Source organism: Oceanobacillus sp. FSL K6-0251, from assembly GCF_038004725.1.
In the GTDB taxonomy this organism is placed as follows: domain Bacteria; phylum Bacillota; class Bacilli; order Bacillales; family Amphibacillaceae; genus Oceanobacillus; species Oceanobacillus oncorhynchi.
In genome coordinates this window covers 604,705-629,919 of record NZ_JBBORS010000001.1, presented here as the reverse complement: position 1 = coordinate 629,919, position 25,215 = coordinate 604,705, and the positions used below count along the sequence as shown (strand labels likewise).

The 25,215-nt window shown below is 40.5% G+C and carries 24 protein-coding genes; 14 read left to right on the top strand and 10 right to left on the bottom strand.

Going from position 1 to position 25,215, the window contains the following annotated elements; translation table 11 throughout:
- Positions 1-164 precede the first annotated feature (164 nt).
- From MKY45_RS03225 to galT, 8 genes are all read left to right on the top strand, one after another.
- On the top strand, positions 165-1,463 hold the full coding sequence (locus tag MKY45_RS03225) for an alpha-glucosidase/alpha-galactosidase (RefSeq protein WP_341172491.1): 1,299 nt from the start codon (positions 165-167) through the stop codon (positions 1,461-1,463).
- A gap of 198 nt (positions 1,464-1,661) precedes the next feature.
- Positions 1,662-2,708, top strand: coding sequence for a LacI family DNA-binding transcriptional regulator (locus tag MKY45_RS03220; protein ID WP_341172490.1), 1,047 nt, complete (start codon positions 1,662-1,664; stop codon positions 2,706-2,708).
- 215 nt (positions 2,709-2,923) lie between these two features.
- The gene (locus MKY45_RS03215) at positions 2,924-4,219 is read left to right on the top strand and encodes an ABC transporter substrate-binding protein (RefSeq protein WP_341172489.1); all 1,296 of its coding nucleotides are present in this window, start codon (positions 2,924-2,926) and stop codon (positions 4,217-4,219) included.
- A gap of 35 nt (positions 4,220-4,254) precedes the next feature.
- The gene (locus MKY45_RS03210) at positions 4,255-5,151 is read left to right on the top strand and encodes a carbohydrate ABC transporter permease (RefSeq protein ID WP_341172488.1); all 897 of its coding nucleotides are present in this window, start codon (positions 4,255-4,257) and stop codon (positions 5,149-5,151) included.
- Positions 5,151-5,981, top strand: a complete 831-nt coding sequence (locus MKY45_RS03205) for a carbohydrate ABC transporter permease (RefSeq protein ID WP_341172487.1) — start codon at positions 5,151-5,153, stop codon at positions 5,979-5,981. Before MKY45_RS03210 ends, MKY45_RS03205 begins: the two co-directional genes overlap by 1 nt.
- Before the next feature lie 182 nt (positions 5,982-6,163).
- On the top strand, positions 6,164-7,342 hold the full coding sequence (locus MKY45_RS03200; RefSeq protein ID WP_341172486.1) for a galactokinase: 1,179 nt from the start codon (positions 6,164-6,166) through the stop codon (positions 7,340-7,342).
- Complete coding sequence (gene galE / locus MKY45_RS03195; RefSeq protein WP_341172485.1) at positions 7,339-8,343, top strand: UDP-glucose 4-epimerase GalE; 1,005 nt, start codon at positions 7,339-7,341, stop codon at positions 8,341-8,343. Before MKY45_RS03200 ends, galE begins: the two co-directional genes overlap by 4 nt.
- A complete protein-coding gene (gene galT / locus MKY45_RS03190; RefSeq protein ID WP_341172484.1) occupies positions 8,340-9,818 on the top strand; it encodes a UDP-glucose--hexose-1-phosphate uridylyltransferase in 1,479 nt (492 codons plus the stop codon). Before galE ends, galT begins: the two co-directional genes overlap by 4 nt.
- A gap of 47 nt (positions 9,819-9,865) precedes the next feature.
- On the opposite strand, the gene MKY45_RS03185 is transcribed toward galT, so the two are convergent.
- The 6 genes from MKY45_RS03185 to MKY45_RS03160 all read right to left on the bottom strand — a co-directional run bounded on the left by MKY45_RS03185 (position 9,866) and on the right by MKY45_RS03160 (position 15,190).
- Positions 9,866-11,035, bottom strand: a complete 1,170-nt coding sequence (locus MKY45_RS03185; protein WP_341172483.1) for an ROK family transcriptional regulator — start codon at positions 11,033-11,035, stop codon at positions 9,866-9,868.
- A 179-nt stretch (positions 11,036-11,214) separates the two neighbouring features.
- Positions 11,215-12,252, bottom strand: coding sequence for a galactitol-1-phosphate 5-dehydrogenase (locus tag MKY45_RS03180; protein ID WP_341172482.1), 1,038 nt, complete (start codon positions 12,250-12,252; stop codon positions 11,215-11,217).
- Between the two features lie 30 nt (positions 12,253-12,282).
- Entirely contained in the window at positions 12,283-13,605 is a 1,323-nt protein-coding gene (locus MKY45_RS03175) for a PTS galactitol transporter subunit IIC (RefSeq protein ID WP_341172481.1), read from the bottom strand.
- A 35-nt stretch (positions 13,606-13,640) separates the two neighbouring features.
- Positions 13,641-13,916 carry a PTS galactitol transporter subunit IIB gene (gene gatB, locus MKY45_RS03170; RefSeq protein WP_042531629.1) on the bottom strand — a complete coding sequence of 92 codons (276 nt, stop codon included), beginning with the start codon at positions 13,914-13,916 and terminating at the stop codon, positions 13,641-13,643.
- Between the two features lie 34 nt (positions 13,917-13,950).
- On the bottom strand, positions 13,951-14,412 hold the full coding sequence (locus tag MKY45_RS03165; RefSeq protein ID WP_042531627.1) for a PTS sugar transporter subunit IIA: 462 nt from the start codon (positions 14,410-14,412) through the stop codon (positions 13,951-13,953).
- Positions 14,405-15,190 carry a DeoR/GlpR family DNA-binding transcription regulator gene (locus MKY45_RS03160; protein ID WP_341172480.1) on the bottom strand — a complete coding sequence of 262 codons (786 nt, stop codon included), beginning with the start codon at positions 15,188-15,190 and terminating at the stop codon, positions 14,405-14,407. The genes MKY45_RS03165 and MKY45_RS03160 overlap by 8 nt, the downstream gene beginning before the upstream one ends.
- Before the next feature lie 172 nt (positions 15,191-15,362).
- Between MKY45_RS03160 and MKY45_RS03155 the strand changes: the two genes are divergently transcribed.
- The 3 genes from MKY45_RS03155 to MKY45_RS03145 all read left to right on the top strand — a co-directional run bounded on the left by MKY45_RS03155 (position 15,363) and on the right by MKY45_RS03145 (position 18,971).
- Positions 15,363-16,289 (top strand): 1-phosphofructokinase family hexose kinase, encoded by a 927-nt coding sequence (locus MKY45_RS03155; protein WP_341172479.1) that lies wholly within the window; start codon positions 15,363-15,365, stop codon positions 16,287-16,289.
- Between the two features lie 256 nt (positions 16,290-16,545).
- Positions 16,546-17,415 carry a class II fructose-bisphosphate aldolase gene (locus MKY45_RS03150; protein WP_341172478.1) on the top strand — a complete coding sequence of 290 codons (870 nt, stop codon included), beginning with the start codon at positions 16,546-16,548 and terminating at the stop codon, positions 17,413-17,415.
- A gap of 308 nt (positions 17,416-17,723) precedes the next feature.
- Positions 17,724-18,971, top strand: coding sequence for a YeeE/YedE family protein (locus MKY45_RS03145; protein WP_212929447.1), 1,248 nt, complete (start codon positions 17,724-17,726; stop codon positions 18,969-18,971).
- A gap of 74 nt (positions 18,972-19,045) precedes the next feature.
- Here MKY45_RS03145 and MKY45_RS03140 read toward each other — a convergent pair whose 3' ends face one another.
- Positions 19,046-20,086, bottom strand: a complete 1,041-nt coding sequence (locus MKY45_RS03140) for an Rpn family recombination-promoting nuclease/putative transposase (RefSeq protein WP_341172477.1) — start codon at positions 20,084-20,086, stop codon at positions 19,046-19,048.
- Between the two features lie 262 nt (positions 20,087-20,348).
- Here MKY45_RS03140 and MKY45_RS03135 point away from each other — a divergent pair, with 262 nt between their 5' ends.
- The gene (locus tag MKY45_RS03135) at positions 20,349-20,597 is read left to right on the top strand and encodes a hypothetical protein (protein WP_042531617.1); all 249 of its coding nucleotides are present in this window, start codon (positions 20,349-20,351) and stop codon (positions 20,595-20,597) included.
- 77 nt (positions 20,598-20,674) lie between these two features.
- On the opposite strand, the gene MKY45_RS03130 is transcribed toward MKY45_RS03135, so the two are convergent.
- Positions 20,675-21,421, bottom strand: coding sequence for an alpha/beta hydrolase (locus tag MKY45_RS03130; protein ID WP_212929444.1), 747 nt, complete (start codon positions 21,419-21,421; stop codon positions 20,675-20,677).
- Positions 21,422-21,688: 267 nt separating this feature from the next.
- Here MKY45_RS03130 and MKY45_RS03125 point away from each other — a divergent pair, with 267 nt between their 5' ends.
- Both MKY45_RS03125 and MKY45_RS03120 read left to right on the top strand, forming a co-directional pair.
- Positions 21,689-22,222: a GNAT family N-acetyltransferase gene (locus MKY45_RS03125; RefSeq protein ID WP_212929443.1), complete on the top strand. Its 534-nt coding sequence runs from the start codon at positions 21,689-21,691 to the stop codon at positions 22,220-22,222.
- A gap of 295 nt (positions 22,223-22,517) precedes the next feature.
- A complete protein-coding gene (locus MKY45_RS03120; protein ID WP_341172476.1) occupies positions 22,518-23,369 on the top strand; it encodes an AraC family transcriptional regulator in 852 nt (283 codons plus the stop codon).
- Between the two features lie 130 nt (positions 23,370-23,499).
- On the opposite strand, the gene MKY45_RS03115 is transcribed toward MKY45_RS03120, so the two are convergent.
- Together MKY45_RS03115 and MKY45_RS03110 are read right to left on the bottom strand one after the other, a co-directional pair.
- Positions 23,500-24,384: a glycerophosphodiester phosphodiesterase gene (locus tag MKY45_RS03115; protein ID WP_341172475.1), complete on the bottom strand. Its 885-nt coding sequence runs from the start codon at positions 24,382-24,384 to the stop codon at positions 23,500-23,502.
- Positions 24,371-25,132, bottom strand: a complete 762-nt coding sequence (locus MKY45_RS03110; RefSeq protein ID WP_339182343.1) for a glycerophosphodiester phosphodiesterase family protein — start codon at positions 25,130-25,132, stop codon at positions 24,371-24,373. Before MKY45_RS03110 ends, MKY45_RS03115 begins: the two co-directional genes overlap by 14 nt.
- Positions 25,133-25,215: the final 83 nt, after the last annotated feature.

The following is a 25,215-nucleotide window of genomic DNA, read 5'->3' as shown; positions in this document are numbered from 1 at the left end:
ATATGTACATAAGCAATAGCAATTTAATCGTACTCAAAAAGAGACCTTGTTTCTTTTTTTACTCTTTTTCAGTAAAAGTATTTACTAAAAAGAAAGCAACTATGTATTCAGTAGAAAGACATTCTCATATTACATTTTGATTCTACTTTAGGAGGAAATAGCTTATGTCCAAAATTACATTTTTAGGTGCGGGAAGTACCGTTTTCGCAAAGAACGTATTAGGTGACTGCATGACAGTCGATGCGTTGCAGGATTTCGAATTTGCTTTATTTGATATAAACGAAGAACGGCTTCAAGATTCTGAAATGATGTTAAATAACCTGAAGAAAAGCTTGAATGCTACAGTTACGGTAAAAGCGTATCAGGATCGTAAAGAAGCATTACGCGGCGCAAAATATGTTATTAATGCGATTCAGGTAGGCGGTTATGATCCTGCTACCATCACAGATTTCGAAATCCCGAAGAAATATGGATTGCGTCAGACCATTGCAGACACCTTAGGGATTGGAGGTATCTTCCGTAACTTAAGAACCATCCCTGTCATGCAGGAGTTTGCACGTGATATCAAAGAAGTTTGCCCGGATGCCTGGTTCCTTAATTATACGAATCCGATGGCTGTTCTAACGAATATCATGCTGAAGGAAGGCATTAAAACAGTCGGACTTTGTCACAGCGTACAGGTTTGTACTAGAGAACTGCTGGAGTCTTTAGAAATGCCGACAGATGATGTGCAGTGGAAAATCGCCGGCATCAATCATATGGCCTGGCTATTAGAAATCACGCGGCACGGTGAAGACCTCTATCCGGAAATTAAAAAACGTGCAAAAGAGAAGCAAAAAGAAAAGCATGATGATATGGTTCGCTTTGAATTAATGGATAAATTCGGCTATTATATTACAGAATCTTCTGAACACAACGCCGAATACCACCCATACTTTATTAAGAGTCAATATCCTGAATTAATCGAACGATTCAATATTCCATTGGATGAGTATCCGCGCCGTTGCGTGAATCAGATTGAAGATTGGAAAAAAATGCGTGATGACTTAGTAAATGACCAAAACCTGACACATGAGCGCTCTCGTGAATATGGCTCTTATATTATCGAAGCGATGGAGACAGACAAACCTTTTAAAATTGGCGGAAATGTATTAAATACAGGACGTTTAATCAGCAATCTGCCGGAAAATGCAGTCGTGGAAGTGCCTTGCTTAGTAGATGCAAGCGGGATTGCACCAACGTATGTAGGTGATTTGCCGGAACAGCTCGCTGCATTAAACCGGACAAATATCAATACCCAATTATTAACCGTGGAAGCAGCGCTAACGAGAAAGAAAGAAAAAATCTATCAAGCTGCCATGCTAGATCCGCATACATCCGCGGAACTATCCATGGATGACATTATCTCATTATGTGATGATTTGATTGAAGCGCATGGAGATTGGCTTCCAGCGTATGAATAAGTTAGATTCCCTCTCCTTGCTGTTGTGAGGAGAGGGAATCCTAAAAGCTTTCGTGTAGTATACAGGCTGACTCACTTTGTTTTTCCAAGAACATCAATGGACGCTTTTTTCTATTTATATTCCATCTTATTGAAAGCGTTTTACTCACCTGATAGTATATTAACATAATAAAGTTTAGTAAAAAAAGGTGGGGAACCTATGGCAACAATCAAAGATATCGCAAGTAAATCAAATGTCTCTATTGCAACTGTATCAAGAGTATTAAACCATGATGCATCCTTATCTGTAACGGAGGAAACACGCCAGCGGATTATCGAGGCAGCTAAACAATTAAATTATCAAACGATTCGCGGCAGGAAAAAACAGCTTCAAAACTCTAGTCCGACACATAAATTTGGAATACTAATGTGTCAGTCCCTTGAGGAAGAACTTAGTGACCCGTATTTTCTATCGATTCGACATGGGATTGAAAGTCAATGCAAGCATTTCAATATCGAAGTCAATGAAGTTTATCGGATGAGCGATTTCCATTTGCACCAGCTGAATGTTCAGTTAGATGGACTCATTATTGTTGGAAAAATCGATGAAGGAATTATAGAAACAATTCATGAGCAAATCAAGCATCTGGTCTTTGTCGATCATTCTCCGGATGAAAATCGTTTCGATTCTATTGTTATTGATTTTGAGAAATCCACTTGGATTGCTTTGGACCATCTATTCTCTCTGGGTTATACCGATATCGGTTATATTGGCGGGATGCAAGGAAAACATATCAAAGCAAATGAAAAGCGGGAGATAGATGATGAACGCTATGTATTTTTCACAAAGAAAATGAAGGAATTGGGTAAATATAATGATGCCCATGTATTTGTAGGAGAATTTACGATGTCTGATGGCTATCGGTTAATGAAAGAAGCTGTCCAAAAAGGAAATTTACCGGAGGCGTATTTTATCGCAAGTGACCCGATGGCAGTAGGTGCATTAAGAGCTTTGCAGGAAGCAGGAATAAATGTCCCAGAAGATGTCGCTGTTGTCAGCTTTGACAATGTGGAAATGGCTCAATTTGCCAGCTGCCCGCTGTCCACTGTTCATGTTCCGACAGATACGATGGGACAAACCAGCGTGAAGCTGCTGCTTGACCGATTACAAGGAAGAGACATTCCGCTGAAAGTGAACGTCCCTACGACGTTTATTCAGCGCAAAAGCTGTGGTGCACTAGCAAAAACACGACATGTTCAGAACTAGCTCTCAATATATCACGTGAATTTCTTTTCTATCAAGACGTATTTTTCAAAATTTGTACACAAGCAATAGACCTAGAATCGTTTTTGGCGGAACAGCTCTAGGTCTATTGATAGCATACCGATCGTGCAAGCGTACGCTATTTCATCTATTATAGGAAATATTTCGTACTCCTTGCAACTGTACCGATTCAAATTACTGATAAAAGGAGTATCCTTATGCGATTATGTCTTAAAACATTTCTGTTATTGATGCTAATAAGCCTTATTTTAGCAGGCTGTTCGAATGACGATGCTGAAAATGAAATGGGCTCAGAGGAGGAGAGTGCACAACCAGGAAATCAAGTCACGTTAACACACTTCTCTACTGCATCCAATGAAGCTGAGCAAGAAGCGATGCAACAGGTAGTCCGCGATTTTGAAGCAGAATATCCTGACATCCATATTAATTTAAATATGCCGGGACAAGATTATGAAAGCCAGCTCCGTATTCGAATGGCAGCAAATGATTTGCCCGATTTATTCGATACGCATGGCTGGGCTCAGAACAGATATGGAGAATATACCATGGATTTGCGGGACATGGACTGGGTAGACGACATGGATCCTACACTGGAACAAAATTTTGTAGATGAAGATGGCAAGGTATATGCCTATCCGCTCAATCAAGCGATGGATGGATTAACCTATAATAAAGAAATCCTTGATGCGTATGATATTGAGGTACCAGAAACATTCGATGAATTGATGGAAGCTTTAGAAACAGTAAAGGAAAAGAGTAACGGAGAAATCGCACCGCTCTGGTTCGAAGGTTCTAATGAAAATGCTTTTGGACAGTACTACGATCAATTTGCCAGTCCATTGCTCATCACAGATCCAGACCACGATTACAGTAAGGAATTATTAGACGGTACCTTTGACTGGGAACCTTATGATTATCTATCCGAAAAATTGTTAGAAATGCATGAAAAAGAGTTATTAAATATAGATGTGCTCACAGCCAGGCCTTACGAGAAAAATCAATTGCTCGCCCAGGGAAAAATTGCTTTTGTTATGCAAACCGTACCTATCCATGTCATTCAAGAGTTAAACCCGGATATCGAATTGGGCATTATGCCTGTCCCAGCTATTCATGAAGGAGATGACCCAACCTGGATTGGCGGCGAACGCCATACGGTTGCCATATGGGAGGATACAGCGCATCCCGAGGAAGCAAAAAAGTTTATTGAATTTTTAGCCAGACCTGAGAATGTAAAAGCTGTTGCAGAGGGAACTTCTTTAGCAGCAGGACTTACTAATGCTACTGCTGATATCTATTATCAGGACTACTATGAGCAATATGATGACATTGAAGTAGAGCCTTATTTTGATCGGATGTATTTACCGAACGGCATGTGGAAGCCGATGGGAATGAGCGGACAAGAATTATTATCCGGTGCCCTTTCTCCTGAAGGCGTCTCTCAAAAAATGAAAAATGAATACTTACGTTTAATAGAACAGGCGGGCTTTGAATAATTTAATCAATTTGTTTTTATAGGAGTTGAATATTAATGGCAGTAAGCACGAAAAAAATAAAAAGAACGAAACAAAATTCATCCCTTTGGTGGATGTATTTGCCAGCCCTCCTCTTTGTTGTCTTTTTTATCGTATACCCTTTCCTAAACGGGATTCGTATTTCATTTACAAACTGGAACGGCTTTTCACAGACTTTCGATTATATCGGGTTTAGACAATATACTAGAATGTTCACCGACCCAGATACTTGGACGGTTGTCCGCAACACATTGATATATGGTATCGGCAGTACCATTTTCCAAAATATTCTTGGACTTGCCTACGCCTTATTATTAAATCAAAGCGTTCATTTTAAAACCCTTACGCGAACCATTGTTTATTTACCAGTTATTATCAGCCCATTGATTATGGGTTATATATGGTACTTCTTCTTTTCCTATCAAGGAGGAGCTTTAAACGATGTCCTTATCGCACTAGGGTTAGAAAGAGTTAATGTTCTAGGGAATATAGATATAAACATATGGATTATCGTTTTCGTAAATACTTTCCAATTTGTTGGTATTGCAATGATTATCTATCTGGCCGGACTGCAAAGTGTATCCAGAGATTTTTATGAAGCAGCAGAAATTGATGGAGCTTCTGCATTCCAGAAATTCAAAAAGATCACGTTCCCATTATTAATGCCGTCCATTACCATTAATATGGTTCTTAATATTATCGGCGGTCTCAAACTATTTGACGTGATTATTTCATTAACTGGCGGTGGACCTGGTAATTCATCGCAATCGATGTCCACATTTATGTACGATTTATATTTCGGAAGAGAAGATGCTGGCTATGCTGCTACACAAGGCGTACTGATGATGGTCATTGTTCTCGTCCTAAGTTTATCCGCATTGGTCTATTTCCGACGTAAGGAGGTTGAAGCATAATGGATTATAGCTCAAGAAGAAAAAAGACCGCTTTATCTACATTCGCCTTATTGATTACAGTGCTTCATTTTCTTCCTTTTTATGTTTTGATTACAACTGCGCTGAAAGATAAAAGTGACTTTAGTTCAAAGTGGGTCTTCCCTACCAATATCAGCTGGTCCAATTTCAGGGAAGCCTGGGAGGCTGCAAATTTAGGGAATGCCCTGTTAAATACAGGCATCATCACTTTCTTTGCAGCAGTAATACTTATCATTGTCGGTTCTTTAGCTGCCTATCCGTTAGCACGAAGACAAACAAAGCTGAATCGATTTATGTATATGTTTTTTATCGCTATTATGGTCGTGCCGCCTTTGGCTGCGCTCGTACCACTGTATCAATTGGTCGTAAATTTAGGCTTGATGAATACACATCAAGTGGCAATATTTAATAATGTTGCTTCTTATCTGCCTTTGACCATCTTTTTATACGCTGGATTTATCCGATCCACCATTCCAAAGTCGTTAGAAGAAGCTGCAAGAATCGATGGAGCAGGAACATTTCGGATTTTCTTTCAAATTGTGTTTCCGTTATTAAAACCGATTACTGCATCGATTTTGATTATTGCTTGTGTCTATATTTGGAATGATTATCAATTTGCGATTTTCTTCCTTCAAGATGAGTCCGTTCAAACTATGACGGTTGCTTTATCACAATTCTTTGGAGAAAATGCGAATAACTTAAACTTAGTTGCAGCTGCTGCAATTATTGCTACCTTACCCATGGCAATCTTATTCCTCCTTCTGCAAAAGCACTTTGTACAAGGACTTGCTGCAGGATCTGTAAAAGAATAAAAGAAAGCTTCTTGCGATAATTTACATCGTAGGGAGCTTTCTTCGGGATATCTATTTTCAATTGAAGAATTTTTTAATAGAAACATTTGCAGAATAAGAGGAAAAACTATAAAATGAACTTAGTTAATTAAATTAATAAAGTTGTGATACGAAAATGAAAAGATAAAATTCAGGAGGTCCTTATGACAAATCTAACACAAGCATTTCAACAGATTTTTGATACTTCAGAAGCCCCTCGTTACTTTTTCGCCCCTGGGCGAATCAATCTCATTGGTGAACATACGGATTATAACGGCGGTTATGTCCTGCCTGCTTCTATCTCATTTGGAACATACGCACTTGCCCGAAAAAGAAATGATCAAAAACTACGTTTCTATTCTTTAAACGCTTCTGAAAACGGAATAATAGAATGTGGTCTCGATCATCTTTCTTATCAGAAAGCACATGGCTGGGCGAATTATCCAAAAGGAATGGTCCAATATATGAAACAAGAAGGCTATGCCATCACGTCCGGTGCAGATATCTTATTTTATGGAAATATCCCAAATGGGGCAGGTCTTTCTTCCTCCGCTTCTTTAGAATTAGCGACCGGTGTATTGCTGGAAGGACTTTTTAATTTGGAAATAGACCGGCTTCAGCTGATTCAAATCGGGCAAAAAGTAGAAAATAATTATATTGGGGTCAACAGCGGGATTATGGATCAGTTTGCTGTCGGGATGGGAAAAACAAATCATGCCATTCTCTTAAACTGCCAAACACTGGAATATAGCTATGCACCAATGCATTTACAGGATTATGAGATTATCATTATCAACACCAATAAACAGCGGTCCTTGGCGGATTCTAAATACAATGAACGGTTTGCGCAATGCCGGCAGGCGCTCCATGATTTGCAAAAGGAGCTTTCCATCCAGCACCTTGGTGAATTATCGACGGAACAATTTGAAGCAGCGAAGCACCTGATCACAGATCCAGTCCATCAAAAACGGGCAAAACACATTGTATATGAGAATGCACGGACACTGGAAGCATTAGAAAAACTGCATGACGGTGACTTATATGCTTTTGGTCAGCTTATGAATGCATCGCATCTTTCGCTCCAATCGGATTATGAGGTGACTGGAGTGGAATTAGATACGATTGCAGCTGCAGCTTGGGAACAGGAGGGTGTCATTGGCGCACGTATGACCGGCGCCGGATTTGGAGGATGTGCCATCGCTATTGTCCATCAGGATGCAGTAACGGACTTCAAACATCATATCAAGCAAATTTATCAGGATAAAATCGGCTATGAACCAACATTTTACACTGCTTCTATTGCGGATGGCGCCAAAGAAGTAACCGAGGAGGAGATAAAATGAGCATACTCGTTTTAGGCGGAGCAGGATATATCGGCTCTCATGCCGTCTATCAATTAATCGACCGCGGCGAGCATGTCGTCGTCGTGGATAGTCTGGAAACAGGACATCAAGAAGCCATCCCCCCTGAAGCTTCTTTTTATCAAGGGGATATCCGAGATATCGATTTTTTACGTAGCGTCTTTGCAAAAGAATCGATTGATGCCGTTGTTCATTTTGCAGCCAATTCACTCGTTGGGGAATCCATGGAAAACCCGCTTAAATACTTTGATAACAACGTTTACGGTACGCAGGTGCTGCTCCAGGCCATGGTAGAATTCGGAGTGGATAAAATCGTCTTTTCTTCCACTGCCGCTACGTATGGAGAACCGGAAACGATTCCGATAACGGAAAATTCACCTGCCAATCCGACCAATGCTTATGGAGAAACCAAGCTGACAATGGAAAAGCTCATGAAATGGACAGAACATGCACATGGCATCCGTTATGTTTCCTTACGCTATTTTAATGTAGCCGGAGCAAGAGAGACAGCAGAAATCGGCGAGGACCACTCTCCCGAAACGCATCTGATTCCCATTATTTTAGAGACAGCTCTTGGGCAGCGCGAAGCAATCACTATATTCGGAGACGACTACGATACACCGGATGGCACCTGCATACGAGATTATATCCATGTCGAGGATCTCATTCAAGCACATCTTCTGGCATTAGATTATTTAAAAGAAAACGGGCAAAGCGATATTTTCAATCTCGGAAGCAATCAAGGATTTTCTGTGAAGGAAATGATTGAAGCTGCTCGTAAAGTAACTGGAAAAGCAATTCCTTCCCAAATCAGCAGCCGCCGTGCCGGTGATCCAAGTGTTCTTATTGCCAGCTCTGAAAAAGCAAAGGAAATATTGCATTGGCAGCCTTCCCGCACCTCGATTGAGAAAATTATAGCAGACGCATGGAATTGGCACAGCAGTAATCCAAACGGCTATGCAGGAGGAGACGATTTAAAATGATTTACCATGATATCCAAGGATTAATCAACAAAGCGATAGAAAAAGAATTAATCGAAGGCTCCGATGAAATTTATGCACGAAATCAAGTCATGTCCTTGCTAAAAATAGCGGATTTTCCGGATCAGACAGTGGAGCCGACAGAAGATTCCATCCCTAATCTGGTGGATAAAATCGTAGACTATGCGGTAGAAAATCACATCATTGAGGACGTTTTCGATGCGAAGGAAATCCTATCCGCTAATGTGATGAATTGCTTTGTCGCCCGCCCTTCTGTTGTAAATGCTATTTTTAAAGAAAAATATGCAGCATCACCAAAAGCGGCGACGGATTATTTCTATGCCTTAAGCAAAAATAATAATTATATCCAGATGAACCGCATCCGTAAAAATATTCATTTCAAAGCGGAAACAGCCTACGGCAATCTTGATATTACCATCAACCTGTCCAAACCTGAAAAAGATCCGGAGCAAATCAAAAGAGAACGGGCGCTTAAGCAGACGATTTCCTACCCTAAATGTCTCTTATGTATTGAAAATGAGGGATATGCCGGACGGACCGGTTATCCGGCAAGAGCAAATCATCGTGTGATCAAGGTTCCTTTAGGAGATGAAAACTGGTATTTTCAGTATTCGCCTTATGTTTATTACAACGAGCACAGTATTTTGCTCGCAGAAGAGCATCGAGATATGAAAATCAATAAGCAGGCATTTGAACGCCTGGTTACGTTTACGGAGAAGTTTCCGCATTACTTTATTGGTTCCAATGCAGATTTGCCCATTGTCGGGGGCTCTATTTTAAGCCATGACCATTATCAGGCTGGAAATTATGAATTCGCGATGACCCATGCTGAAAATGCTTTTTCATTTTCGATTCCAGACTTCGACCATGTTTCAGCAGCTGTGTTAAAATGGCCATTATCTGTGATTCGGCTGCAAAGCGAGAATAAACCATTCTTGCTTGATGCTGCCGATCATATTCTGCAAACATGGAAAAACTATTCGGATGAACAAGCAGCAGTTCGCGCATTTACGGACGATACATCGCATAATACCATTACTCCAATTGCCAGAATGCGCGAAGGCAGCTATGAACTGGACCTGGTATTACGCAATAACCGGACATCCAGCGACTATCCGCTGGGGATTTTCCATCCGCATGCAGATGTCCATCATATTAAAAAAGAAAATATTGGTCTGATTGAAGTCATGGGGCTTGCCGTTCTGCCGGCAAGATTAAAGGATGAATTGCAGGAGATCAAAAATGATTTATGCGGAAAGCCAAGTAATATCGCTGACTACCATCAGGAATGGAGCCATCAAATAAAAGATAAATACGGTACGGTTTCCAGCGAGGAGCAGGCAGAAGATATATTGCAGCAGGAGCTCGGCTTGAAATTCAAGCGGGTATTGGAAGACGCCGGGGTATTTAAAGAAAAAGCGGCGTTTGACAGGTTTATTGCGGCATTGAATAAGTAAAGAATGGATATAAAAAACGGACTGCTGGTAAAATGCAGTCCGTTTTTTCACATTGGATTAAATAATTCAATCAAAAGTAAGGAAATAGCTCCCAGCACCGTGGCATTATCATAAAGATTCGTCGCCTCAACCTGTGTTTCTTTTGCTTTCCCTGTCAAGGCACGCTGATGAATGGTTTGTTTAATAACAGGAAGAAGTATTTCCCGGCTGTTCATAACGCCTCCGCCCAGAATAATTTTATCCGGATTCAGAATATGAATTAAATTGGTCAAGCCAATGCCTATGATTTCCGCAATTTCTTGAAAAACCTCGATATATTCTTGTTCGCCTGCTATCGCACGTTCATAGATAGCTTCCGCTGTATCTGCTTCCTGAGAAGCACCTTTTATTTTTTTATGCGCATAAGCAGCGATTGCTGAACCGGTCACAAAAGTCTGTAAGCATCCTCTATTCCCGCAGGTACAGCGTTCTCCATGAAGATCGATGGTCATATGACCCAGTTCGCCGGCAATATCCTGTGCCCCATGATACAGTTTCCCATTGATAACGATACCCGCACCTACACCGCGCCCAAGGTTAATGGCTACCATGCTTTCCACATTTGCATGCCCGCCAAACCAGGATTCTCCTAAGGCCATGGCACGACCGTCATTTTCCACTTTAACGTTCAGGTTGAATGCCTCCTCCAGCTCTGCTTTTATTTGAATATTTTTCAGCTCCAGGTTCGGTGCAAATAAAGCGATTCCTGTTTCAACTTCGACTACCCCATGCATGGCTACACCGATGCCGATAATTTTATCCTCTTCCACAGAGGAGACTTGTAATACGTTGCGAATACCGTCTTTTAGCATCGTTATAAAGGCTTGATTGGTTATTGGCTTTTGGATGACGGCAGATGACTGCTCCAAAATTTCTCCGGATAAATTAGAAAGGATACATCGGATTGTTTCTGGCCCAGCATCTACTCCTACAACGTAAAACGCACTGCTGTTCACATAAAGCAAGGTTGGTTTTCTTCCACCTTGTGAAGCGCCCAATTCTTTTTCAATCACCAGTCCTTCCTCTATCAATTCTTTGACAATACTGCTGACGGTCGGCGGGGTGAGTTTTGTTTCTTTCGCTATTTGTGCTCTTGATATCGGTTCAAAGGTACGAATTTTATTTAAAATAAGTGATTTGTTTACCGATTTCATTAATTGAAAAGTGCCTCGCTGCATCCAGATTCTCCGTTCATCTTTTTAGAAATATCATACCATAGTTAATTTAATTTATTAAGTGAGCTGGCCCCATCTATTTGGTTGTACACCTTTCTTCTGGAATTTCTATATCTTAAAGTTGCGGTGACGAAAAAGCCTTGAAAGATACAATGAAACTGTACCATTCAAGGCTTTTCTCCCTACTGTCTTACATCATATAAAAACTTAATCGAATGATTATCCGGATCAATCATTTTCTGAAATGGTTCTTCTTTGACCTCCAGCGGGCTCACTTCATGAATTAAGGCTTTTACATCGATTTTTCCGTCCTTCATATATTGTAAAGCTGCTGTCCATTCAAATCCTGGAAAAGGAGCGGAATAGGACATCCAAGAACCGTATACTTTTAATTCTGCTCTTAGAATTCTTTCAAATACATCTGCTGGGAATGTAATCTCTTTTTTGGCTGTGCCAACATATACAACCTGGCCAAGCTTCTCCACTACACTCAATGACTGAACTTGAGTCTGTGGCACCCCTGCTGTTTCGACTACGATTTCCGGTCTTTGATTTTCTTTAAAATAATCATCTAAATCAACTTCTAATGAATTGACAGTAACTGTAGCTCCTAACGCTTTCGCCATTTCCAGCTTTGCGTTATCAATATCTATAACCGTTATCTCTCCTGCACCCTTTGCCTGCAATGCAAGCAGTGACATCATGCCGATTGTGCCTGCTCCAAAAACAACGGCGCTTGCCCCGGCGTGAATATCGACTTTTTCAATTCCATGGATAGCAACGGTTAACGGCTCAATTAATGCCGCTTCCTGATCTGTAATTTCATCCGGTAATGGCAGAATATTTTTGGCATTAACCGCAACGTATTCAGCCATTGCCCCCTGCTCTCGGGAACCAATAAAACTATAATTCTCGCAAAGCGCCGGATGGCCGCTCGCACAGCTGGAACACTGTTCACACGGAACTAATGGAGCTACTGCGACGCGGTCTCCCTCTTTTAATCCCTGCACTTCGCTTCCTGTTTCCGTAATAACACCTGAAAATTCATGCCCTAAAATGGTTGGGTAATTATGCACCTTCCCATCAAAATAACGGGCTAAATCGGAACCGCAAATTCCTACATAAGCTACTTTTACTAACACTTGATTTGGTTTAATAACTGGTATTTCCATATCCTTTACGGAGAAGTTTGCTTTACTTTCCAGCACTAACGCCTTCATTTCAACGACATCTCCTATCTAAAATTTTCCTCATATTTTCTCTCTTTTAAATTGAACGTACGTAAAAATAATACTGAATACATAAATTCCGCCAATAATCAACAATGGGACTAAATTTTGAAGCTGGAATAATTCTTTCAAAATAAATGTAATTGGTGCTCCGCCTTGGTCCAGAGAAGCAACTTGGCCGCTTGAAATATTTCCTGTATCTGTTGCCAGCTTCGTATGCACGCCTACCATCATATTCGCTATCCAGATAGTGATACTCATGATAAACGCTCCGGAAATAACCGTCCGGAATAAGTTTCCTTTATGAATCCCTACTGCCATCGATACAAAGAATCCAATGGTTGCCAAGTCACCAAAAGGCAGGACTTGGTTGCCTGGAATCAAAATAGCAATAACCAATGTTAATGGAACAAAAATCAAGCTTGCTGCTACTACTTGGGAATTACCTAATAGTAATGCTGGATCCAGCCCAATATAGTATTGCTGTCCTTGGAAGCGTTTGTCTAATATAGCCTGCGCAGCTTCTGCTATCGGCATTAAACCTTCCATAATAAATTTAACAACTGTTGGCATCAAGACCATAACAGCAGCCATTTGAATACCTAACTGCAGCACGTCTGATACAGGGTAGCCTGCCAAAAATCCAATGACGATACCTAATACAGCGCCAATAATGACTGGCTCGCCGACAACCCCAAAACGCTCTTCAATTTTACTGGAATTAATATTTACTTTTTTTACACCTGGAATTTTATCGATAATGGCATCAATGACAACTGCAAATGGAGCGGACCAGGTTCCGGAACCATGCGGAATCGCTATCCCTTCCAAACCAAAATGCTTATTCACTGTCGGTGCAAACCAATCACCCAGCTTGTAAACAAAGGCAGAGTGAACAACAACACCAACAATGGCAAACCAGAAGTTTCCGGTTGCAGCCAAAATGATGGCTCCTGTAAACGTCATATGCCAGATATTCCAAATATCGACGTTAACCACACGGGTCATTTTCGTTACAAGCATCAGTACGTTTACAAGAATAGCTACAGGAATAGCAATCATTGCAATCGTTGATGACCATGCCATCGGCGAAGCTCCCGGCCAGCCGACATCAACAACGGAAAGACCTAAATTAAAACGGTCCGCCATTTCTTGTGCAGCTGGTCCTAAATTATCTGTTAAAAGACCAATGACCAAATTAATCCCGACAAATCCGACACCAATGGTTATCCCGGAACGAAGGGATTTTCCAATGCCTTGTTTTAAACAAATTCCCAATATAAAAATAACTAATGGAAGCATTACGGTCGGACCAAGATCTAATATATATTGTAAGATTTGCATGGACGGAATTTCCTCCTTTTAATGAAGAGATCGCTCTACTGCAGAACCTCTAAAATTTCTTTTTTAGTTTTGTCTAACCCTACTCCTGAGATAAATGCCAATCCATGAATAACCGGAACGCCGTAATCCTTGTCCACCTTAGCTGTGGTTACAATCAAATCTGTACCGCTGACTTTCGACCCTAATTCACTTACACGGCATTGTGATACATCTGCATCAATGTTATTTTCCTTTAATAAAGCTCTGATTTTATTTGCTGCCACCGTTGACGTTGCTACTGCTCCACCACATGCTACTAATACTTTTTTCATTTTAAATTCCTCCAATTTTGGTTAAATAGTTTTTTTATAAATCTAAATTTGATTCCAGTAATTGATACGCTTCCTCTACTGTTTGAAGCTGTAATAGCTGATCTAAAAATGCTTGCTGCTGCACCAGCTCCACTATTTTTTGCAATACTTGAATATGCTCTTCTCCATCAGAGCATCCAAGCAGAAAGACGACTTTCACTTCAATTTCGTCAGAATCGCTTCCCATAATCCGAAAAGAAACGGGCTCCTTCAGCGTCATTAAACCGATTTTACTTTCATTCACATAACTTGCATCTGTGTGCGGAAGTGCTACCCCGATTACACCCGTCGGAACACCTGTCGGAAATTCTTTTTCCCTTGCTTTTAATCCCTCGACATATTCACTGTTGGCATACCCTTTCGTAATCATAACGCTTCCAATCTCTTCAAAGATGGCAGCTGTTGAATCTGCGCTGCTATTTAAAAGAATCAACCCTTTATCAAGATAATTATTCATCTTTATGACTTCCCTCCGCTTCTACGGTATAGACTTTCGTTTGCAGTGATTTGATGGTTTCTACTGCTTCTGCATCAGATGTTGTGTCTGTAATTAAAACATCGACTTCATCAATAGCAGCTACTTGGTTCATCGAAGTAGAATGGAATTTGGAGAAATCAGCCATCATAATTTTCAGCTGGCTATGTTTCATCATCAACCGGGATACTTCCGACTCTCCCATATGCATATTGGTATAGCCTGCCTGCAAATCTAAACCGCCAATTCCAAAAAATCCTTTATCTACAAAAAGCTTTTCAATCCCACGATAAGCAATTGGTCCAAATAAAGAGTTTTCATTTTTCCTTACATTCCCGCCGATAATAATGACATCAAAATCAGAATAATCGATGAGTTCCTGTGCAATCGGCAACGAATTGGTAATAATCGTTAAATCTTTCTTGTTATTTATTTCTCTGGAGAAGTATAAAGCAGTAGTTCCATAATCTATATAAATGGTATCTCCATCTTCTACGAGTTCAGCAGCTCTTTTGGCAATTGCTTTCTTTTCTTCTTCATTTACTGTTTTTCTCGTTACATACTTTGTTTCCAGATTGGCTTTATTAAGTATCGCTCCCCCATGAACCTTCCGAACAATACCTTCCTGTTCCATTTCATAGAGATCTTTGCGGATGGTTTCCCGAGTTACTCCTAAATCATTACTTAAATCTGCAATTCTCACGCTTTTATTTGTTTGCAGATACTGCATGATAATTTCTTGTCGATCTTGTGAGAGCATCTAAACACCTCCTAAAGGATAACTTGCAAACGCTTTAAATTGATTATAAGACATAAAACAAAATAATGCAAACATATTTTTATTGTTTTTTTGCTTTATTTTAATTTTTCTTTGCTTTTTTTTGCTTTAGGATTTATGATAAAGCTATCAAACATGAAAATGAGGTGATAGTTTGTTGCATGTTGTTTGTCCGAACCCCGCATTAGATCGAACGATTTTTTTAGAGAAATTTGATGTTAACGGTGTCAGCAGGTCACATCAAGCGAAGGAGCTATTAGGAGGAAAAGGGTTTAATGTGATTCGTTCTTTTTCTTTTCAAAATCCAAACAGCGCTTTCACAGCACACGCTTTTTTAGGCGGATATATTGGCAAACATTTGCAAACCTTGGCAAATGACCAGAATATCTCTACGACAGTAACACCTATTAAAGAAAATACGCGTATCTGTTCCATTATTGTAGATAACGAAAAAGGGCACGCACATTTAATTAATGAAAAAGGACCGGTTATCTCCACACCTGAAAAACAGGCATTTGAGGATACCTTACTTGATTCGGTAAAACCGGAAGATTATGTTGTCTTTTCCGGATCGCTGCCAGGTGGATTATCCTCATCATTTTATCGGGATTTAATTATTTCTTTGCAGGATAAAGGAGCAAAGTGCGTGATAGACAGCAGCGGGGAAGCTCTATCCAAAAGCATCGAAGCGAAGCCATGGTTGCTAAAAGTCAATGAATCGGAATATTTAGAGTTAAAAAACCAAACAGCGGATACAACGGAAAAAATCATTACCCTCTTAAAGAATGATACAGCACTGGAAAATATCATTATTACATTGGGAGGAGATGGCTCCATTGCAAAAATTCACGGAAAATGCTATCGCGTTACTTTGCCAAACATCACAGCAAAAAATGCAACGGCCTCCGGTGATATTTTTCTTGGAAAATTGTTAGAAGCGTTTCAATCGAATAAAGAAATCCAAACTGCCCTCATTGAGGCAAGCAGTTTTGCTGCTTCAAACTGCTTATATTGGTACCCGCATATTGATATGAACGATGTAAATGAAATAAAAGAACAGATTACATTGGAAGAACTATAAGAGGATGTTCAAAAAGTCCAATAAAAATGACACGGCGAGAAGAGGAACTTCTGTTAAGATCGTCCACGTCCTGTGGACAACACAGAAGTCATCACATCCTGTGAAAGTCCGTTCCTCAAAGCTGCGCCGCCTTGAACTTTCGACGCACAGGACGTGCTAGTGTCGGCGTTGCAACAGGACGTTGCGACCTTAGCCGACTGGTCCTGTTTATCAGACTTTTTGAACTCGCACTATAAACTAATGAGGAGAGATTTCAATGACTTTATACTCTACAACATCAATGCTAAATAAAGCAAAAAAGGAAGGCTATGGTATTGTCGCATTTAACGTCCATTCCTTTGACAGTATTTTTTGGGTAGTGGAAGGAGCAGCTCAATTACATTCCCCTGTTATTTTGCAGACAACGATGGGAACGGTCAAATCCTTAGGCGCAAAAAATATTGTTGAAGCAGCAACTGCTGCATCAAACTATTTTGATGTTCCTGTCGGCTTACATCTGGACCATTGCACAGACTATGAGCTGATCAAACAATGCGTCCGTGCAGGCTATACATCTGTTATGATCGATGCCTCGATGCATTCATTTGACGAAAATGTAACGCGAACCAAAGAAGTAGTGGATTTAGCAAAATCATTACATGTCAACATTGAAGCAGAGCTCGGCAAAGTAGGCGGCGTAGAAGACGATATCGTGGTAGACGAGAAAGACGCTCAAAAAGCAGTTCCTGAAGAATGTGCTGCCTTTGTAGAACAAACTGGCGTACCAACACTTGCTCCAGCCATCGGTACAGCACACGGAATCTATAAAGGGGATCCGGATATTGATTTTGACCGTATCCAAAAAATTTCTGCCCTTGTCGACGTACCCCTTGTATTACATGGCGGTTCCGCTGTACCTGATAAAGATGTCCGTCAATGTGTCTCACTCGGCATGGCGAAGGTAAATGTTTCTACCGAATTAAAAAACGCTTATTCCCAAGCAATTGCTGATCATTTTAAAGAAAATCCAGACCAATTAGACCCAAGACAATATTTACAAAAAGCAAAAGATGCAGCAATAGAAATGGTTGCTTCTAAAATCAAAATGGTTGGCAGTGAAGGGAAACTGGTAAAATCATTTGTTTGATTGAGCTGCCGTTTATTCTCAATGCTTCATGATGAAAATGGCCCTTCGAGATACCGTTTTTCACACTGTATTTCGAAGGGCCTTTTTTTCGTTTTACAAATGATTTTATTTTTAATTTCTCCTCTTCCTTATCTACATCTTCATCCAAACTTCGCTTCTCTTTATCATTTTTCAAAAAATAATGAAATCCTTTCCAGGCCTTAAAATGCATTTCACCTATTTCTAATAACCCATTGACATTTTTTCCAAAGAGGCATACACTAAAAAATCATAACAAACTAACTTGATAGGAATTAGAGGTGTTTTACATGTCTACATTGGCACAACCGGTTTCCGAACAACCAGCAAAAGTGGAAGATGCACCAAAATTAAATCCGCCGCAGAAAAAACTGGTTGCAGGCGGAATCATTGTTACATTTATTTTGACGATTTATTTAGCAGCCACACAACATGTCGTTCAGCCATTGTTGTTATTGATTGGATTACTGCTTGGATATACATTGTTTCATGCACGTTTCGGTTTTACTTCAGCCTTCCGGAGACTAGCTTCAGTAGGGAATGGCCAGTCTCTGCGGGCGCATATGTTCATGCTGGCTATTGCATGTACATTATTTGCACCTATTTTAGCATTCGGTTTTTCCTTTTTTGGAGGAACACCTGCCGGTAATATTTCACCGATCGGCATTAGCCTGATTGTCGGAGCATTCATGTTTGGCATCGGTATGCAGCTCGGTGGCGGCTGTGCTTCTGGCACACTTTACGCAGTCGGCGGCGGCCGGACTGTTATGTTTATTACCCTGTTATTCTTTATTGTCGGCTCAACTATTGGTGCGGCCCATTCCACATTCTGGATGGACGATTTACCAGCTGCAGAACCTTTTTCTCTGGCAACCTCAACAGGCCTTGGTTATGGTGGAGCATGGATTGTTTCTTTATTAATTTTTGCCATCATTGCCGGGATAACTATTCTAATTGAGAAAAAACGCAAGCCTCCTAAAATGGCGGCACTTCCTTCCGAGAAGGGCTGGAAACGACTTTTCCGGGGCTCTTGGCCTCTTTTCGCCGCGGGTGCTGCACTGGCTGTTTTAAACGCTCTTACGCTGCTCACTCGTGACAGCCCATGGGGCGTGACAGCTGCATTTACACTGTGGGGTTCAAAAGCAGCAGGAGCACTTGGCTTTAATGTGGAAAGCTGGGGCTACTGGGCGGGAAATACAGAAGCTCTCCATGCTTCTATTTTCGCTGATACGACAACCGCTCTTAATTTCGGTGTCATCTTAGGTGCTTTCATTGCTTCCGCAGCAGGAGGATTATTTAAGTTTACAAGAGTTACAAAAGGAAACACTGCCGCTTCCATTATTGGTGGTCTTCTGATGGGTTACGGCGCACGCCTTGCATTCGGCTGTAATGTCGGCGCATATTTCAGCGGCATTGCTTCCTTTAGTGCACATGGTTACATTTGGGGAGTAATGGCTCTTGGAGGTACCTTCCTTGCTTTATATTTGCGACCGCTATTCGGTCTTTCTGTGCCAAAACCACGCGATTCATTTTGCTGACAAAGACGCGGCGATACAGGGAGCTCTCTTCCTTGTTGTTAATAGAAAAAACACGGGAATCCCCCGTGTTTTTTCTATTTCAAGTATTGTTTGACATCTTCTATGGTTTCCAATTCATCTATATGATCCACTATTGCTTCCAGTGTGCTTATTTCCTGTTCGTATATCTTTTTCTTTATATCTTCTGAAGGTGGAGTTACGAATTTTGTGATTAATCGAATTGTGGTATTGGCTAATGCTTCTGCTTTGCCTTCTACTATACCTTCTGCTCTACCTTCCGCTTTTCCCTCAGCTTTCCCTTCCGCTCTGCCTTCTTCCTTCCCTTCATTCCGAAAAATCTCTGCTAATGTCATTGTCAACTCGCTCCCTTCTTGATAAGTGTTTCCTATATGGTCGATTATATCATAAAATTGTTTTTTGGTAAGATGCCGCTGGACACTGAAAATATAATAAAACAACGTCTCCAGATACGCTATTGCCCTTGTTTGATCCTGCAGCTGCCGCAGGTAATCAACTGCCTGATAGATGGTATTTACCACGGCGTGGATATCCTTTTTGCGGATATCCCGAAACACCATCAGAATAATTCGCAGGAACACATTCAATTGGACATTTTCGTCTTTATAACCAGATACATCGTATAGAAAAAATTCATAATCAGGGACGTATTTTTGCAGATTGGGCGGGAAATCCTTATACCCTTCCAGCAAGTGATGAAAGGAAGTGCCTGCATACCAATCTGTATCGCCATGATACAGCACAATCGGCATAATAATGGGCAGCTTATTTTCTTCTTTATTATCCCGTTTGATTTCCCATATCTCCACCATATATCGCAGTAACTGCAAAGCAGTATAGTAATCATGATAGCTTTTATGCTCGAATAGAAAATAGATGTAGGCTGGTTTTTCATGAATTTTTGTCTGGAATAGTAAATCGGAGAAATATTCTTGAAGGTCGTGAGTGACGAAGCTGTCTTTTGGGGGCTGAATGGATGCTACATCAATGGTTTCGCGAACGGAAGGCGGTAAAAAGTGGGTAATAAAATCCTTTGCAACATCCACATTTGAAAATGTTTCTTTAAAAATTTTGTCATGCGGGTTTTGAATCTGCAAGCTTATCAAGTCCTTTCATCGGTATCATTGAATGACTGAATCGAAAGCAAGTTCTGAATTATATTAACACAGCCTCCCAAAAGAAACAAATGTTCTAAATTTATTTTTTAGGTCAGAAAATCCGCTATTTCTTTAACTTTTCGTTAAAGACAGCTATTGAAATATCCAAAAAAAATCAAAACCTCCTGTATATTTTTCAAATTTAATCCCAAACTAAGTATCGTTGTTGATTCACATTCTAAATGGATAGGGATGATAATTAATGATGAATAATAAAAAAGGAATGACCACGTCACTGATTGCTGCAGGTGTAGCAGGTGCGGCAGCCTATGGTATAAGCATGGGAATGCAAAATGGTTCCTTTCAAAACATGTCACAAAAGCTTTCCAATTCCATGAATAGCTCCACCATGCAGGATATTGCTAAACCGCTTCAGGATATGCTTGCAAGCGGCGGCCAAGCAATGAATCAAGGTGCTAGCGGAGGACAGAATCAAACACAATCGTCTTAGATGCAGGTGCAGAAGCATTTACTTTTAAGATGACAAAAGGGATGACATCAGCTTCGATGTCATCCCTTATTAAATTGTTATAATTCCCCTTCTTCTTCCCATGACTGCAATGCATGCAGAGACTTTTCAATAATCAAACCTTGGTCATTATCCAAGGTTGCTACATGATAGCTCTCCTTCAGGGTGACGATCTCTTTTGAATTAGCAGATATGCTGTCCAATATCATCTGAGCATTATCAGGTGAGACAACATGGTCTTCTTCGGAACTAAAAATAAGTGCAGGACAGGTTATTTTCTCCAGATTCTCCTTTGTTTCTTTTATCAGGCTTTCTAACTCTTTAATTGATTTAACTGGTATTTTTTCATAAGTGATTTCCATAGCATCTGCCTTTTTGATATCTGGTCCATCATCCGCAATAAAACGCTCTTTGAGATTTTCATACATTGCAGGTAATTCCACTGCTGCGTTGACAGTAATTATCCCGGCAAGCGGGTACTTTGCTGCCGTATATAGCGTCAATGTACCTCCCATGGATAAACCGCAAACAAAAATTTTATCGCATCGTTCTTCAAGCCAGTTATATGCTTCTTCAACAGAAGCTATCCAATCTTGGTATGTATATTTTTCCAGATCCTCAGGAGCTGTTCCGTGACCCTTTAACCTCGGTCCACAAACAGTATACCCTGCGTCTGCGAAAGCTTTTCCAATCGGATACATCGCTTGAGGCGAGCCAATAAAACCATGGATTATTAGAACCCCTGCACGATTCCCTTCAAAATAAAACGATTCTGCTCCATTGATAATAGGATACTGATTGCTCATCTATTATACCTCCTCTTAACGTAAACTTTACTTCTTATTGGAATAATTCAAATCATAACACTATCTTTTGAATTATAACAAATTGATTTCCTATAATTTGATTTATCTCATGAAGAAGATTATCTAAAAAAACTTGGACTTGTATGGTAAATGTATTTTCTTTTTCCATCTTCGCTGTCCCTCACCATCATTTATTATTTCCTTCTTATATAGTAAAATAAGCAAAAGCCTTCACTACAATCCATTATATAAGAAAGAAGGATTTCCTTGAATATAAACCTTCGTAAAGAACAACCAACAGATTATCAAAAAACAGAAGCGCTCATTGAACAAGCTTTCCGAAACGAAGAGATGAGTGATCAACAAGAGCATTTACTTGTACAACGTATCCGCAGGTCCAATGCTTTTATTCCAGAGCTTTCTATCATCGCAGTAAATCAACAAAATAACATCCTTGGCCAAATTCTTTTTTCAAAAATAACGATTGAAAACAACGGACAAACAACAGCATCGCTGGCTCTTGCGCCCGTCTCTGTTCATCCAGACTACCAAAAGCAAGGGATTGGGTCTATGTTGATAAATGAAGGATTAGAACAGGCAAAGGCAGCTGGATACCCTTCTGTGATTGTGCTTGGTCATGCCGATTACTATCCCCGCTTCGGCTTTAAACCGGCCAGTTTATGGGGAATTCAAGCTCCATTCGATGTTCCAGATGAAGCCTTTATGGCTTTGGAGTTAACACCGGGTGCGTTAAAGGATGTCAGTGGTGTGGTTCAATATTCCGAAGCATTTTCTGAATAGCATACTGCTTCACCAGCTTTCCGATAAAGTGAAACTTCCTTCAGCGGGGGTTTTCTTTCATTCCCCACTGAAGGTTAGTTGAACGAATCGGGCCGTTACTGGTTGTTGGATCTCCCACTTAGAAATATAATTTTTTACTCATTTCTTGAAGGGGAGTCTTACAAAAGCCCTTCAATGGGGCGAGTAATCGCAATCCCAGTCCCAACCAGTTACACTGCGACAAATTGGAACGCATATTGTCGGGAAACAGCTGATTTCAATTGGTATCCTTAAAATGAGAAGAGGAGGTTATCACATGGATACGCTTGATTCCATGAATGCTGCTATCGAATATATAGAGGAGCATTTAGATAAAAAAATCAATTACCAGCAGGCGGCTCAAATTGCCTGTTTTTCGGAACATCATTTCAAACGAATGTTTTCTTTTCTTGCCGGTATCCCTTTATCCGAGTATGTACGCAGGCGTCGACTAACATTGGCAGCATTAGAACTGCAGGAGAATAACAAGAAAGTGATTGATGTAGCATTGAAATATGGTTACCAGTCCCCTGATTCGTTCTCCAGAGCCTTTCAGGAATTGCACCATACCTTGCCTAGTACAGTAAAGCAGACAGGAGTTTCTCTTAAAGCTTATCCACCGATTTCCTTCCAAATTTCTATTAAAGGAGATGTTGAGATGAAATATCGTTTTGTCGAAAAAGATGCTTTTCACATTGTAGGGCATAAGGAAGTCATGTATCCAGGGGATGGAGATTTTAACCCTACTCTTTGGAATACACTTACCGATGCAGATTATGCAAAACTTGGAACACTTGAGAGAGAAGATCCGAATTTAAGCGGCATACTAAATATCACCGTCAATACCTGCCACGGTCCAGAGCAGAGCGAAGAAGCCTTGGAATACTATATTGCTGTTGTAACAAATCAAACTGCTCCAGATCATCTCGCTGCGTTAGAAATACCTAAACAACAATGGGCCGTTTTTGATGCGGAGGGTGAGATGCCTCAAGCCTTAACAAGCACTTGGAGTAGAATTTACACAGACTGGTTTCCAACATCGGGATATGAACTTGCAGAAGCTCCTGAGATTGTAAAAAGCATCCATGATATGAAAACGGAGATTTGGATTCCTGTACAAAAAAAGTAAATTCGCTTTTATCTTTATAAAATAGCCGTTAGCTGTGATTTTTTATCGTACTGCAGCTAATGGCTATTTTAAAAACCTCACAAAGTCAAATAGTCAACTCTGCAAGGCTCTATATAAATAATGACATATTCTACTCCTTCAATACCTGCTTCGTAAAATCAATATCATCCGTGAAAATCCCATCCACTCCATACATCATGACACGCTGCTGTTCAACGAGCTGCGTACGCTCATCCGTAAAAAACACATGAACTTCCTTCCCTTGCTGATGAAGCGTATCAACAATGCATTTCGTCACATTTCTTGATTCGATTCCAATTACATCTGCATCTGCTTCAAGCGCATCCTCTAAATCAAATTTATCTGTGCCATATAACAGCGTCGAACGGATTTCCGGTGCGAATTCCCGCAATTTTTTCAAGCTCTCCTTAGAAAAGGATTGAAAGCTCACATATTTGGGATCCAGCAAATCATTTTCCTGAAGCAGGTTGATTAACGGTTCTTCCATTTTTGTATCGTCATCCACCAGGCGTGTCTCGATATAATAATGCTCTTCCTGTTTAAATGCCGTAACAATTTCTTCTAATGTCGGGACGGGCTCCTTATAGGTTTTCTGCCCGAACACGGCTACGGTATCGAATTGCTTGATTTCGTTCAACGTAAATTCTTCTGGGACGCCTGATCCTGTTGTTGTGCGATCTAAGGTCGTGTCATGAAGTGCGATTAATTCCTGGTCTTTGGTCATTCGTAAATCAATCTCTATCGAGTCTGCATCAGCCTCCGAAGCAATTTCGTAAGCAGTCAGCGTATGTTCATTAAAGAAATTATTCGCACCACGATGGGCGATCACCTCTAAATCAGTTGAAACTGCTTCAGGCCTTCCTGCTGCACTTGCATATAATGTCTCCGCACCATATGTTTCCGAATCCTTAAGTACCTGCGGCTTTGCTTCAAAAAATCCAGATATTATAAAGACGGCAATTACCAAAGTAAGTAAGATACTACGCCATGGCATAGCGCTCACACCGATAAAAGATGGCACGATCCGGATAATCGGTCACAATGGCTTTCACTTTCACGTCCAGCAATTGCTTCAGCGTATCCTTATCATTGACAGTCCAAACACGCAGCAGTCTCTTCCATTTACTCCAATGATAAATATGCTTTAAAAATGTATCCGCCTCAACATGCAGTGCCTCTAAACCCAAAATATCAATATAATCCTCCGGGTGAGAAATCGGCTGGTTAATAATCCATGCCAGGCGGGCATCCCGGTCATAATGACGTAAACGAATCAGTGTAGGCAGATGAAAGCTGGAGTAAATAACACGATGCTTTACATCCGGATATTTAGCAACGTAGTCTAGCAGCCTTTCTTCGATATTTTCATATAAGTTTTCACATGTTTTTAATTCAATATTCAATGCAACATCTGGATATGGACTAACCAGCTGAAGGACTTCTGCTAAGGAGGGGACCTTTTCTTCCTCCCAGCTCTTATCATAAGTTTGGAATGAAGACAGATAGGCTGGATTCCATTGTAATTCCCGAATTTCTGAAAAGGTATATTCTGCTATGGATCCAATTCCGTTCGTTGTCCGATTTAGTGCAGCATCATGCATTACCGCGAATTCGCCATCCTTTGTCATGTGTACATCTATTTCCAAACCATCCACTCCAGCTTCCAGTGCCTTTTCAAAACTTAGCAGTGTATTCTCCGGATATAACCCCATCATGCCGCGATGTCCATATACTTTTGTCAAGAAAATCCCTCCTGAAAATTGAGTTGTTATCATGAAGTATCCTTTTATTCAGCGGAGGCTTCCCACTTCTGTTCAGTCTCAAA

Bases quoted from the DNA above. Each gene is read 5' to 3' on its own strand.
- MKY45_RS03220 (WP_341172490.1), top strand. From the start codon at position 1,662: ATGGCAACAATCAAAGATATCGCAAGTAAATCAAATGTCTCTATTGCA.
- MKY45_RS03165 (WP_042531627.1), bottom strand. From the start codon at position 14,412: ATGAATAATTATCTTGATAAAGGGTTGATTCTTTTAAATAGCAGCGCA.
- MKY45_RS03160 (WP_341172480.1), bottom strand. From the start codon at position 15,190: ATGCTCTCACAAGATCGACAAGAAATTATCATGCAGTATCTGCAAACA.
- MKY45_RS03200 (WP_341172486.1), top strand. From the start codon at position 6,164: ATGACAAATCTAACACAAGCATTTCAACAGATTTTTGATACTTCAGAA.
- MKY45_RS03120 (WP_341172476.1), top strand. From the start codon at position 22,518: ATGGATACGCTTGATTCCATGAATGCTGCTATCGAATATATAGAGGAG.
- MKY45_RS03115 (WP_341172475.1), bottom strand. From the start codon at position 24,384: ATGCCATGGCGTAGTATCTTACTTACTTTGGTAATTGCCGTCTTTATA.
- MKY45_RS03150 (WP_341172478.1), top strand. From the start codon at position 16,546: ATGACTTTATACTCTACAACATCAATGCTAAATAAAGCAAAAAAGGAA.
- MKY45_RS03215 (WP_341172489.1), top strand. From the start codon at position 2,924: ATGCGATTATGTCTTAAAACATTTCTGTTATTGATGCTAATAAGCCTT.
- MKY45_RS03130 (WP_212929444.1), bottom strand. From the start codon at position 21,421: ATGAGCAATCAGTATCCTATTATCAATGGAGCAGAATCGTTTTATTTT.
- MKY45_RS03145 (WP_212929447.1), top strand. From the start codon at position 17,724: ATGTCTACATTGGCACAACCGGTTTCCGAACAACCAGCAAAAGTGGAA.
- MKY45_RS03175 (WP_341172481.1), bottom strand. From the start codon at position 13,605: ATGCAAATCTTACAATATATATTAGATCTTGGTCCGACCGTAATGCTT.
- MKY45_RS03210 (WP_341172488.1), top strand. From the start codon at position 4,255: ATGGCAGTAAGCACGAAAAAAATAAAAAGAACGAAACAAAATTCATCC.
- MKY45_RS03180 (WP_341172482.1), bottom strand. From the start codon at position 12,252: ATGAAGGCGTTAGTGCTGGAAAGTAAAGCAAACTTCTCCGTAAAGGAT.
- MKY45_RS03135 (WP_042531617.1), top strand. From the start codon at position 20,349: ATGATGAATAATAAAAAAGGAATGACCACGTCACTGATTGCTGCAGGT.
- MKY45_RS03185 (WP_341172483.1), bottom strand. From the start codon at position 11,035: ATGCAGCGAGGCACTTTTCAATTAATGAAATCGGTAAACAAATCACTT.
- galT (WP_341172484.1), top strand. From the start codon at position 8,340: ATGATTTACCATGATATCCAAGGATTAATCAACAAAGCGATAGAAAAA.
- MKY45_RS03225 (WP_341172491.1), top strand. From the start codon at position 165: ATGTCCAAAATTACATTTTTAGGTGCGGGAAGTACCGTTTTCGCAAAG.
- MKY45_RS03205 (WP_341172487.1), top strand. From the start codon at position 5,151: ATGGATTATAGCTCAAGAAGAAAAAAGACCGCTTTATCTACATTCGCC.
- galE (WP_341172485.1), top strand. From the start codon at position 7,339: ATGAGCATACTCGTTTTAGGCGGAGCAGGATATATCGGCTCTCATGCC.
- gatB (WP_042531629.1), bottom strand. From the start codon at position 13,916: ATGAAAAAAGTATTAGTAGCATGTGGTGGAGCAGTAGCAACGTCAACG.